The organism is Leptospira noumeaensis (assembly GCF_004770765.1).
GTDB classification, from domain to species: Bacteria; Spirochaetota; Leptospiria; order Leptospirales; family Leptospiraceae; genus Leptospira_A; species Leptospira_A noumeaensis.
Genome location: NZ_RQFK01000026.1, coordinates 1 through 12,579, shown reverse-complemented (window position 1 = coordinate 12,579; position 12,579 = coordinate 1). Strand labels below are relative to the sequence as shown.

The 12,579-nt window shown below is 37.5% G+C and carries 11 protein-coding genes; 9 read left to right on the top strand and 2 right to left on the bottom strand.

Going from position 1 to position 12,579, the window contains the following annotated elements:
• The first annotated feature begins 194 nt into the window (after positions 1-194).
• Positions 195-1,184, top strand: a complete 990-nt coding sequence (locus tag EHQ24_RS08240; protein WP_135601201.1) for a class I SAM-dependent methyltransferase — start codon at positions 195-197, stop codon at positions 1,182-1,184.
• Positions 1,185-1,187: 3 nt separating this feature from the next.
• Here the strand turns inward: EHQ24_RS08240 and EHQ24_RS08235 are convergent, their stop codons facing one another.
• Together EHQ24_RS08235 and EHQ24_RS08230 are read right to left on the bottom strand one after the other, a co-directional pair.
• A complete protein-coding gene (locus tag EHQ24_RS08235) occupies positions 1,188-1,928 on the bottom strand; it encodes a motility protein A (protein WP_135601200.1) in 741 nt (246 codons plus the stop codon).
• Positions 1,925-4,108: a hypothetical protein gene (locus EHQ24_RS08230; RefSeq protein WP_135601199.1), complete on the bottom strand. Its 2,184-nt coding sequence runs from the start codon at positions 4,106-4,108 to the stop codon at positions 1,925-1,927. The genes EHQ24_RS08235 and EHQ24_RS08230 overlap by 4 nt, the downstream gene beginning before the upstream one ends.
• A gap of 121 nt (positions 4,109-4,229) precedes the next feature.
• Here EHQ24_RS08230 and EHQ24_RS08225 point away from each other — a divergent pair, with 121 nt between their 5' ends.
• The 8 genes from EHQ24_RS08225 to EHQ24_RS08190 all read left to right on the top strand — a co-directional run bounded on the left by EHQ24_RS08225 (position 4,230) and on the right by EHQ24_RS08190 (position 11,991).
• Positions 4,230-5,771, top strand: coding sequence for a cellulose synthase family protein (locus tag EHQ24_RS08225; protein ID WP_135601198.1), 1,542 nt, complete (start codon positions 4,230-4,232; stop codon positions 5,769-5,771).
• A gap of 79 nt (positions 5,772-5,850) precedes the next feature.
• Positions 5,851-6,129 (top strand): hypothetical protein, encoded by a 279-nt coding sequence (locus tag EHQ24_RS08220; RefSeq protein WP_002973362.1) that lies wholly within the window; start codon positions 5,851-5,853, stop codon positions 6,127-6,129.
• A 168-nt stretch (positions 6,130-6,297) separates the two neighbouring features.
• Positions 6,298-7,299 (top strand): ATP-binding protein, encoded by a 1,002-nt coding sequence (locus EHQ24_RS08215; protein WP_135601197.1) that lies wholly within the window; start codon positions 6,298-6,300, stop codon positions 7,297-7,299.
• 13 nt (positions 7,300-7,312) lie between these two features.
• Positions 7,313-8,203, top strand: coding sequence for a hypothetical protein (locus EHQ24_RS08210; protein ID WP_135601196.1), 891 nt, complete (start codon positions 7,313-7,315; stop codon positions 8,201-8,203).
• Positions 8,204-8,237: 34 nt separating this feature from the next.
• On the top strand, positions 8,238-8,699 hold the full coding sequence (locus EHQ24_RS08205; RefSeq protein ID WP_135601195.1) for a PTS sugar transporter subunit IIA: 462 nt from the start codon (positions 8,238-8,240) through the stop codon (positions 8,697-8,699).
• Between the two features lie 4 nt (positions 8,700-8,703).
• Positions 8,704-9,582 (top strand): ABC transporter permease subunit, encoded by an 879-nt coding sequence (locus EHQ24_RS08200; RefSeq protein ID WP_135601194.1) that lies wholly within the window; start codon positions 8,704-8,706, stop codon positions 9,580-9,582.
• On the top strand, positions 9,579-10,358 hold the full coding sequence (locus EHQ24_RS08195; RefSeq protein ID WP_135601193.1) for an ABC transporter permease subunit: 780 nt from the start codon (positions 9,579-9,581) through the stop codon (positions 10,356-10,358). The genes EHQ24_RS08200 and EHQ24_RS08195 overlap by 4 nt, the downstream gene beginning before the upstream one ends.
• Complete coding sequence (locus tag EHQ24_RS08190; protein ID WP_135601192.1) at positions 10,348-11,991, top strand: PEGA domain-containing protein; 1,644 nt, start codon at positions 10,348-10,350, stop codon at positions 11,989-11,991. The genes EHQ24_RS08195 and EHQ24_RS08190 overlap by 11 nt, the downstream gene beginning before the upstream one ends.
• Positions 11,992-12,579: the final 588 nt, after the last annotated feature.

The following is a 12,579-nucleotide window of genomic DNA, read 5'->3' as shown; positions in this document are numbered from 1 at the left end:
GTGTTCATTCTTCAACCAATCAAAAACATGAACTGAATTTAAAAAAATCATTTGGATTTTGATTTATTAAGGACTTTTTCGGCGGGCCGTGGTAGATGGAGCGTATTGGGTGGCGGGTGGATAACCCCACCCAGTCTAGATAGGGCGGGGACATCTACCTAAAATTCCCAACCTCCCCTAAAAAAGGAAATTCCATGACCGAACGGGGATTTGGTGCCCTTACCATGTTTGAAAACCGCCTTCGCAAACTAAAGAAGGAACTCGAAAAATGGGCAAAACGAGAATCAGTTGAATGTTATCGAATCTATTCGGAAGACATTCCACAAGTATCCTGTATTTTGGATCGTTATCCCAGTGGTTTTGTTTTATACGATAAAAGTTCCTTACGGTTTCAAGCAGAAGAGGGCCACGAGGAAAGGTTTGAGCGAATTGCGGCCATCGTTCGCGATGTATTCCAAATATCCGAAGATCAATTGTTTTTAAAAAGACGTAAAAAACAAAAAGGTTCAGACCAATACGATAAATTATCTATCGAAGGAAACTTCGAATGGGTCAAAGAATCCAATTTGGAGTTTAGAATCAACCTTTCTGATTATTTAGACACAGGTTTATTTTTAGACCATCGTGTTACGAGAGATTGGATCAGAAAGGAATCGAAAGGAAAATCTGTTCTTAATTTATTTTCTTATACCGGTGTTTTTTCCGTTTATGCAGCGTCAGGTGGTGCAAAAAAAACAAAAAGTGTGGATCTCTCTAAAACTTATTGTGAATGGGCCTTAAAAAATTTAGAACACAATGGATTTAAATCAACCAATCATCAAATTATAAATGCTGATATTTTACAATGGGTAGAAGAAGAAACAAAGAATCCTAACCGAGAACGATACGATTTAATTTTTTTGGATCCACCAACATTCTCTAATAGCAAAAAAATGTTCGAAGAGTGGGATGTTCAATCTAAACACAGAAACCTTCTTTTATTATTGTTAACAAAGTTTTTAACAGATGATGGACAAATTTGGTTCTCAACAAACTTTCGAAAGTTTAAAATGGAAGTTGCTGAAGAGGAATGGAACCAACGTGGATTCCAATGTATCAATCGTACAAAAGAATCCATCCCGAAAGATTTTCGGGACGAAAAAATCCACCAATTGTTTCTGATCCAACCAGAAACTAAGGTCTAAATTTTAATACTTAACAAAGGGATCAATTCGTTCTGCTAGAATCCTGCGGTTTTCGCCCGACTGTAAAGATAAAATTCCTCGCATAATGGCTTGGCGTTCGTTACTATCTTGTTTGGCGATTACTTTAAGCTGATTGGAAATGGGTAATAAAATCAAATTGGCAAATGAAATTCCATAGAAGGTTGCAATAAATGCTGTGGCGATTCCTTGTCCCAGGACTTTGGTTCCCCCATCTAAATTTTCGAGTACAGTCACAAGACCAAGAACCGTTCCTATAATTCCCACTGTTGGTGAAAATCCAGCAGCGGTTTCGAAGACTTTTGCTGATTTTAAATCGTTCTTTTCTTCTTCTTCATGGGCTTCCCATAAAATTTCTTCGATGGTTCTTGGGTCGGAACCATCCACAATCAATTGAATTCCTTTTTGTAAAAATGGATTATCCAATTTTTTGGCTTCATCTTCCAAAGATAAAAGTCCATCTTTTCTAGCCTTTTCCCAAAACCGAAAGAAAACAAGTTTGAGATCATTTTCTTTTTTTCTAGAAAGGACAAATTTGATGTCTGTAACTGCTTTTGTGACTTGGGATATGGAATAGGATGCAAATGTTGCACCTAACGTTCCTCCGACGATGAGTAACATGGCGGGTAAATGAAAGAAGGAACGTAAAGACGCACCTTCAATTAAAATAGCTACAAAAACCGATAAAACGGCTGCGAGGATTCCGAGTATTGTGGAATGGATCATTGGATTCTTGCCTCTCTCACATCAGGTCGAACACTCAACCTTCTAAGTGAATCTTTTTTTTCTATAACTTCGTTCTTTAGTCTTTCCCAAATCACTGAGTTTGGATTTTCTCTGATTTTCATTGATATAATGGGCTCTACTTCTTTCCAATTTTCTTGATTGATGAAAAGTCGAACTCGAGCTAACTCTAGTTCGTTGGCTTGATCAATTTGATTGTTGGAACGGTAAAATCGTTCTAATGAACTCATTGTACGAAGCGCATTATTCCAATCTCCTAGGGATTCAAACATGGGTATCAGTGAGTTCCAGGCAAATTCTTGAAATTCAGTATCTGAACTTAAATCCTCGAGAATGGGAATGTATTCTGCTTCTGGTGTCGTGAATTTCAAACTATTAAATGCAATTCTCAGTAAATCAGATTTTGGAGGTTCAAATTTTCTGGCAATTGCGATTGAATCTAATGTTAGTTTGTTTTGGCCTAACGTATGATAGAACCTCGCATATTCTGCGAAGGATTCGTAATATAAATGTTTGATCTCCAAAGCATCTTTTCTTAGATCTCCAGAAGAATATTTTAATACGGAATCTAATGTGCTCACCACTTCCAAAGTTGTGGCATTGTCTAATTTTTCGGCGAAGTATTTAAGTTTCCAATCTGAAGGAAGTGAATTCGCAAATCCAATTTTTGAATCCAAATAACTTGGATAATAAATATCAAAATTCCAATAAGACTTTCTGCTGAGAAGTGAAAGGGCATTGATGTGATGAAATTGATTAGTTTTATTTCGTGTGGTAACAATTAGAAATGGGTGTTGTTCCTGACTCAGTCTTTCAATATAAGAAATAATCTGTGACTGGTTTGAACTGAGTCCCAAAACAACGGTTTTCCCTTTGATTTCTGAACGTTTGGGAAGGAAGGGGTTCGATGCAAATGGCAAAACCGATTTATAAAAAATATATTCTTCATCATTAAAAGAAATATTGGTAATCGCGAAAGGGATTGGATCAAAGATTTCTTTTTTGGAAAATGGGGAGTTTGTTCTAATTGTTGGTGGTGAGAAGAATAATAAAACAATCAATGTCGCTATGGCCAACATCAAAATTCTTGGCAATCGTACAATGTGCCTTTGCATTAAGTAGGGATAAACTAATACAGGAACAAACAATAGTGCAGAGATAGTTCGGATTCCCATAGGTAAATTCCAAAAGTATAACAAAAAAGAAAGTCCAAGGTAAATACTTGTCTCTACTCCCACTAACAAATATTCTTTATAAGCAGTTTTGTTTGGTTTAAAAAATCCAACAATGGAACCTGTGATGATACAAAGTGCTATAAAAAAAGAACTCCAGTAAGTTTGGTAAATAAAAAAGAAAAAGGCAAATAACAGAGCAACCCTACCAATTAAAAATACTGCCTTAGTTTCTTTTTTTAACCCACCAAGCAAAGATAACACTCTACCGAAAATAACTGAAAAAGATACGGAAAGGATGAGCGGAATTTTTGGTCCTGGTTGGAAATATATATGTAAAATACAATAGGAGATGAGAAGGGAAAGGGCTGACCTGTAAAAAGGAGCAAATAGCGGATGTTTGCCGATTTTGGATCGTATTTTATAGAATTTACTAGAATAAGGATCTCTTTGAACAAATGTGCTGACTAAATAAAAGGACAATAGAATGTAAAGAACAGCTAACAAAACTTTCATGGAATAGTTTTGGTTGGGTTCAAATAACGAATAAAAGGTAAAAGCTGTGACACCAAGCGCAAAACTTAAAAAACGAAAGTCACGTAAAGATCCACCGTAAATCCCCACACAAAATGCGGAAATAATTCCGCTGAGTAAAACCAATTCAAAGGAGAAAATATAATCGATTAAAAACTCAGCAGAATTAGGTTTCAAAAACCAGAAAATTTGTATGGCAGCTACAACCAAAAGTGCAGTCGCTAAACTTACGGGTAACGTGTGTTTGTATTTTCGATAAATAAACCCTACTGAAAAAGAAATCACAAGAAGGATTTGTAATACAGGATAAGCTGTATCTGTACGATCTATTAATGCAAGTTCAGATCCGGCTACGTAAAAGAATAGAGAGAGTACATAACCAATGGATAGGCTAAGACTAAACTCGAGTGAGGGGAAGAGGCCGGTTTCCCAGAAACGTTTCCATTGAGAATCCATAGAATTTGCTACCAAGGTTGCCGTATGGGCTTCCTTCGCAAACTAAAGAAAATCTAATTTTATTTGGCGGTGCACAAAATGTTTGACCAAAATGCCCTATGTGCCGATTTTGACTATAACTATGCTCACGTTTTTATCTATATCGTTTTTGGTTTTATATGGCTTTGATATTTTGGTTCTTTTTTACTTCGGGTTACACACCTACCTCATGGTGTTTTTGTATAGCAAATACAAACAAAACTGTGCGGAGGACGAAACAAAGATCCTTTCTTTAAAGGATAAAAACCTTCCTACGGTTACGGTTCAACTTCCTATTTTTAACGAATTTTATGTGGTAGATCGTTTGATCGAATCTGCATGTAATCTCGAATACCCTGCAAAAAAACTCCAAATCCAAGTTCTGGATGATTCCACTGATGAAACCATTGAAAAGGTGGCAACTCTCGTTGCTCAGTACAAGAAAAAAGGAATTTGGATCGAACACGTTCATAGAACCAATCGAAAAGGACACAAAGCGGGTGCTTTGGATGAAGGGATGGCAAAAGCAAAAGGTGACTACATTGCTATTTTTGATGCTGATTTCACTCCTGATTCTGATTTCCTCCTTCGCACCATGGGATACTTCGAAGATGAATCCATTGGGATGGTTCAAACTCGTTGGGGCCATATCAACGAAACTTATAATATCTTAACCAAAGCACAAAGTTTTGGAATCGACGGTCATTTTATGATCGAACAAGTCGCAAGAAACGGTTCAAGCCTTTGGATGAACTTCAATGGAACTGCCGGTATCTGGAGACGTTCGTGTATTGAAGATGCTGGTGGATGGGAACATGACACCCTCACGGAAGACTTTGATCTTTCTTACCGTGCCGAACTCAAAGGTTGGAAATTCCGTTACATCAAAGATGTCGTTTGTAAGGCAGAAATCCCTGCTACGATGAACGCATACAAAGCACAACAATTCCGTTGGTGCAAAGGTTCCATCCAAACCGCAGTCAAACTCATCCCGCGCATTTGGAAATCCAAGGAATCCTGGAAAATCAAAGGTGAGGCAATCACTCACTTAATCAATTATTCTGTGCATCCACTGATGATCATCAACATCCTCCTTACGGCTCCTCTCCTTCTTATGGAATTTTGGGCAGGGTTTAAGATGGATGATTTTCCAATGGAAGTTCTATTTGGATCGGCAGCGGTTCTTTCCATCGGATCTATGGGTCCTGTGATTTTTTACGCGTATTCCCAAAGGGAAATTCACAAAGATTGGAAATCCAAACTAATTTACCTTCCTATCCTCGTGATGATTGGAACGGGGATTGCTGTGATGAACACTTATGCTTGGGTGGAAGCCGTTTTTGGTGTCCAATCTGGTTTCAAACGCACTCCAAAACTCAGAATTGAGAAAGAGGGGGATAGTTTGCAGGACAAAATTAAGTATGTGGTTCCCGTGGATTACCGAGCTTTCCTCGAATTCTTTATGGGTGCTTATTGTCTATTTTGCATTTATTTATCCTTCTTGGTAGGGAAACCATATATGATCGGTTTTATGGTTCTCTATTCTATTGGGTTTTTCTATGTCTCTTATCTTTCTGTGGCGGAGTCGTTCTGGAAATTCAAACCAGCGACCAAAGCAGAAAAGGAACTACGTGCCGTCGCTTAAGGAAGAAGCGATGGTACTTACTTGACGAAACCTTTCCTTCCAAAAAGCTGTAAATTCAACCTAGGTTCAGGGGTCATCCATGAGTGAAAAAGTCTACTGCGCGAACTGTTTGCATTGTGTTGTCGTTCGCCAATACGAATCGGAGCAAGATAAATACATTCTTCGAGTCAAATGTAATAAGAAGAAATGGTCAAAACGTTCCGGTGAAGAAAAACTTTATAAATACTTTACTGTAGCTCGTCGTATGCAAACAAACTGCGAGTATTATGAAGAAATGGGAGAGATTCTACCTTATATCAAGAACTTGAAAAAAGAACTCCCAATCAAAGACGAAATCTACATGGTGAAAGCCGTCTAAATCAATATCGGCGTGTTGTTTCCCAGGTTACCTCGCGCCTTCGCTCGCAAATTTCATAAAACTGAAAACAAAAAAGAACGGACGATTCAGGGTCAATTCCTGATCCCCGTTCCTGCGGGCAGCGTTCTCTCTGATTCCTATCCTTCTCGAGTGACACATGGCCAGGTTATGCTTGCGCATAACGGTAAGAAGGTGCTTGCACCTGTCAACGGAGTTGCCAGTCTCACTTCCGATCAAAAGTACTTCCAAATCAAACAAGATGGGTCTTGGTCGACTTCATCTCCTTTCCAACCTAAGAAGTATGATTTACCTTCTTTATTGGAATCATTTGATACAGGTGCCTTAAATTCTTTGGATTTGATCGAAACTCCGCTTAAGGACTACTTTCAAAAGTTTAACAAAGATTCTGCGTTTAAAATTGTTTTATCACCATTTTGTAGATACCAACATTTAAACTTTGAGGAAATGATCCTTCGTGATATGAAGGATGCTTATTTATCTTTTATTGAGCAGTTACGTTCAATTTTTCCCAAAGCTGAGATATCAAATTTTTTTGAAGACCCAAATTTAGGTTTTGAACATCCAAATGGAATTCCCGAATATTTTTTACATAAACAATTCCAAATACCTGTGGATAAAACTAGAAAGTCGCTCATTGGATACGAAGTTTTATTTTTAGGTGCAGAAACCATTTTTCATGTTTTAAGAAAGTTGTATTATAACGAACCTTTTACCAAAAGGCACTTGGCAGTTTTTTTAGTGGATCGTAAAGGAAGAATGGATTTGGAACCACGTCAGTTTTTTTTAACGAATGGTCAGTCCTTAGCATTCATTCCAACAAACTTAGACAAACGATATAAGATTGCATCCTTCGAAACAGTGTTTGAAGAAGTAAAACCAATGGATGTTGCTTCTCTTGGTTACTTTAACATTTACGAACATTACTCCATTACCTTATACGAAAAACTTCCTGCTTCTAGAAAAGAATTCAGTTGTATTGATTGTATGGAATGTAACAATTATTGTCCTACTCATGCAAATCCAGTGCAACTCATCAAAGGTAGGGTCGGAGAATTTGAAAAGAATCTTTGTGTGTCTTGTGGGATTTGTACGGTTTATTGTCCTTCAGGCATTGACATCCGGAAACGAATTAAAGGAGTTATGGTTTAACAACCGTTAAAGTATGCTTAAGAACCTTTATATTCTATCTGAAAATAGTTGGGGCATTAAATCGTCAGAAATTTTTGCCGATTTTTTTTATTTCCTAACATTAATAGGATTTCTTGGCTTTTCCCTCGCTCATATACAACCCATTCCCATTTTGCCCATTGTTATTGCATCTATTTTCACAGTAGTATATTTAGGTTTTTGTATTCGTGCGAACCAGTCACCATACTGGCTGGGTCTTCTTTCTCAATTACTCATAGTTTTTCTCATACTACCAACTGCTTGGTTTCATCCCATTTTGTTGCCGCTAGCATTTCTTTTTGCTTTAATAACCCATTATTTTTTGGGCCAACACTACTCTTTGCGAGTTCCGATTTTTAGTTTGTTACTGCTTTTTGTTCTGATTTGGGATACAGTTTTTTCTTTGCTTGGATATTCATTTCGTACTCCATTGGAGCTAACACCTTGGACGGGGATTCCTTTTGAAAATTCCCTTTTGCCATTCACCTTTCCTTGGTTTAGTGTTACTCCTTGGAAGGGACAAGAGTTTTTGTCTTTTGTTGATGTCCTTGGGATTTATGCTTTCGTAGGAATTGCTTGGGTTTCCTTTCGTAGGACAGTTTTACTTGGATTTTTCCTCGGTTGGCTTTTTTTATTTTCTCTATGGGGAATCGGTTCTGGCAATTTGAGTTTCAATTGGGTTCTCTCTTATTCCGCACTTGCCTTCTTTTTTCATATGAGTCCTGGTAGGAATTTTTACGGATCTTATTATGTTTCCTTACTGAGTTTTGCCATTTTGCTTCCCATTGCCTTTTTTGTGGGTAAAATGGGGATAAGTGCTGTTTTGGTCTTGGTTGTTTTTTTTCTTTTGGAAGGCTTACTTGTCAGGGTTTTTCTTGGAAAATAAGTCGATCTTGAAAAGGTGGGAGTAACTTAATCATATGAATCAGCTTCTAGAGATTCTGGATCCTAAAAATATCATTTTCGACTTCAAAGCATCTACTAAAGAGGATGCGATTCGAAAGATGATTTCTCATATGGTCGCCACACAATCGTTAGATCAAACGTTTGAAGAAGAGACTGTTTCTTCCTTAATGAATCGTGAAAAATCAATGTCTACAGGAATTGGAAGTGGGGTGGCAATACCACACTGTTCGGTTCATTATGTAAACGAATTAAAATGTGCCATGGCAATTGCGCCGCAAGGGATCGATTTTGATGCTCTTGATCACGGTTTGGTTCAAATTTTTATTATGCTCATTGTTCCAAAGAATAAGTTTCAAGATCATATCAAAACATTGGCTTTGATTGCAAAAACACTCAACATTCCGGAAGAAAGAGAAAAACTCATAAAAGCCAAAAATTTCGAAGAAATCCAAAAGGCCTTCCTTTCCAAAAGTTAATCCAGTGAAGTCGGAAGTTTTCCGTTTTCTGTATTTCCTACTACTGTTATCTTGTATTAGTAGTTTCGTTTCTGAGTTTCATACAAAAGATAAATCTTATTTGTATGCTGACGCAGGGATATCCGAAATTCAAAACAAACAAAATGATTTTTTATCCTCGTATTTTCTATTTTGGAAATCTTTGATTTTTGAATCTGGGGGTAAAACTGATAACGGGGAAACGGTTTATTCACATATCGGGAGCAGGTTTTTTTCTACCCTTCACCTAGCAATCTTTAGCATTCTATTTGGATCATTTTTTGCTTTTGGATTTTCTCTTGCTGCCACTTACTTTCGATCAAAAGTTTTATATGATTTTGTTTCATTTAGTTCAAATTTAATTCTCTCAACACCTGTATTCATTGTCGCCATACTCTTGTTAATTGTATTTTTTTATCGTTTAGACTTGTTTCCTCCTGGTGGATATGAGTTTGGTAATACTTACTATGTGGTTTTGCCTGGGATCACTTTAGGGTCTCGTATTTATGCTCGAATGTCTTTGTATTTATTGCCAGAGATTCGTAAAGAAGCCGATTCGAAGTATGTTCAATTATTGTTAACAAGGTCTTATCCTTGGAGTCATATTGTAGGGAAGGAAGTTTTCTTAAAGGTGCTTCCGATTGCTCTCATTCTTTTGGTATTGGATTTTGGATCTCTTTTGTCCGGAGCGATGGTTGTAGAAGAAATTTTCTTTTTCCCTGGAGTCGGAAAGTCTTTGTATTATTCCATTAAATCGATGGATACTCAGTTACTCGCAACTCTTCTGATGTATTCAGGAATTTTGTTTTATGTTTTGAATCGGATTGGATTTTATCTTCAGCGGTTCTTTTCGGGTGGGATATGAAGCTAAAAGTTCATATCATATTAAGACTTTTCTTTTTTGGATTGGTGTTTCTCGGAGTCATTTTTTTGCCAGCACCCACTTATGTAGATCTAACGAATAACAACTTACCCATCTTTTCCCCTGATTTTTTTGCAGGTACTGATAGACTGGGCCGAGATAATTTTGCTTTGTTTTGTTATGGTTCATTGTCTACGATTGTTCTTGTGGTTCCTGCCAGGATTTTTACAATTTTTGTATCTTTTCTTCTGTCTGCATTTTCGCTTTTTTTCCCAAAAATATCGGACTTTATTCTTTCGGGGATCGTATCTGTTTCACTCGCCATTCCCTCGTTACTTTCTGCTTTGGTTGTGATGAGTTTGTTACCCGAAAATCCTTTTGCTATTTTTATTGCGATTCTTGTCTCTGATTGGGCATTGTCTTACGAAACCATCACCGCAAAAATTCGTGAAATCAAACAAAGTTCTTATCTATCGGCATCATTTTGTATGGGAGCGAAACCTTACCAATTGGTGCTTTTACATTACCTTCCGGCACTAAAGGATATGTTTGGTTTTTTATTTTTTTCGGGATTACCGGCTGTTGTGATGACAACAGCGTTATTTTCCTATTTAGGAATCCAAACATCCATTGGCGATACAGGTCCTGGATTAGGAGAACAGATCTCATTTTCGAAAGATTATTTTGACAAGTCACCTGTTTCCGTTTTGCTTCCGGTAGTTGCCATTTTAACTTTGGTGTATTCTTTGGGATCTAACCAGAAAAAGAATGAAACATAAAATTTCAGCATTATTCATCATCATCGGGCTTTTGGTCAATGTTCTGCCAATATATTCCATTGATGATTATTATAATTTTCCTAAACAAAGTTATAAAGGTAGTATTACCTATGAATCAACTCGTAACTTATGTTTGTTTTCTTTTGTCGCAACGAGTCCCGATCCAACCAAAGAATATTTAGTCAAAGGAATTCCTTCGGTTTTAATTTCTGAACTTCGAAGTTTAGAATACACTTATGTGGAACACCCGAAAGCAAACGTAGTTTATCATTCATTTGGTGATGCTCCTGAGATGACCCTTCAGGAGAAAATTGATGCAGAATCTCCCAATGTCAAAAGGAAGAAAAAAGAAATTACAAATGAAAAGGATTTGGATGACCTTCGGTCTGGAAAAAAACAACTGGCTCCGGAAAAAGATCCTCGTTATGTAAAAGTTACGCTGAAGCAAATCTGGGATAGGCGAGCTCCGACTCCTGATGAATCATTTGGTCTCGCCTCTAAATTAAATTGTGATTATATGATCACTGGTTCCTTTGAATCCAAAGACAATGAATTGATCACTAAAGTTTTTCTTTACGATGACTTTGAAGGTAAAACCATTCCTTTTGAACATAAAACATCAGTAATTCGAGCTTACCAAGAAATGGCCCCACTTGGAGAATCCATTCGAGAAAAATTGCAGGGAAAAGAAACTACAACTGTTGAGGTTTCTGCCTCGGGAGAAGAGGGTGCACTTGTCTATTTGGATGGAATTTATTTGGGGAAAACTCCTATGGTTGGTAAAAAATCACCAATCGGCAAACGGTCGTTATTTGTGTTTAAGGAAGGGTTTCATCCTTATAAACAGGAAGTTCATTTAGAGAAGGGAAAAACTCTTGCACTCGATGTTAAACTTTCATTGAAGTTGAGTAGTTCCTTGATTACTGTTAATTCCAATGTTGAGTCCGATGTATATTTGGGGATTCAATATTTGGGAAAAACACCATTGAATCGTGTTGCCATTCCTTCTGGAATGAATCGCTTGCGGGTTTCCAAAGAAGGTTACATTGATAGCTTTCGAGCAGTCGATGCCAAGGACAACGAAGAGTTGGTTGTTGATATAGAAATGAGAGAAGGAAAAACCGATGTTTATTATAAAAATAAACAAAACGTGTTTTTGGATCACACTTATAAAGACTTTGCCACCTACTCGTTGTATGGCTCTCTTTTGTTCTATGCAAGTTATGTTTATTTGAACTATGCATCAAGGCAGGCTTATTCCGCGGCTAGATCGGAGGTGACACTTGTTAATGCTACTGCCATTACTTCTTTTTATCAAAATAATCCTAATGAGTTTTTCTTTTGGTATGGTGTGCAAAATTCTATCATCAATGATGCCGAATCAAAAGCTAGAAATTTGAAACGTGTGGCCGGAACACTCCCTATGGAAAACCGCAGGGATCGTCAATTGGTTGCAGGGCCTATGGTCATTATGATGGGACTGATGCTTGTATCCGCAGTTACATTTTATATGTTAGGTCTTGATGAAGAAACTTTAGAGTTTGGTTATATACCTTTGAACCCTTCTTCGGTCAGTTACGGGCAGACATCGCGTGAAGGGTATGGTTACATGCAGTTTAACGTTAGGTATTAGTGAATATGATCACCCCGCCCTGATTGTAGGGTGGGGAACTAGACCCGCCACCCAATGGCTTCCTTCTACCAGAGAGCGCTCATTCCATCAAACAGAACTGTAATCCCTCAAAATATTTTTCCCAAAAGTTCATAGTTCTATCACACACAAGCTTTCCCACAGAAAGATAAACTCATTCAACCACCAAACAACCCCCATCCGGCTTCTTCCATCAAACAAACTCTAAGATAGAAAAGAAGATGTAATTTGTTTCTATCACAGGAACATCATAATCCAACTCAAGTGTGCCGCCGCACAATCTAACAATCAGTAGTCGAATAGTTCGTCCCTTGAACTCCACCAGCAATCCTCCGTTAGCTTTTTTGTTATCGCCACCAATCATTTGTTAATTGCCACGTTCCTCCTTCTCTTCTGCCTCCTGAATTATGTCTCATAACCTCTATCATCACACTGAAACTCATACAAAAAAAACTTATCTTTCTTTCTTGAACCACGAACTTTTTTATAAAAGCTTGTTGACCGCTTGGGTTTTGAAATTACTTTGGTTTTTACCGCACGAATCTTTAGCGATTCATGAAACCGGTAGTA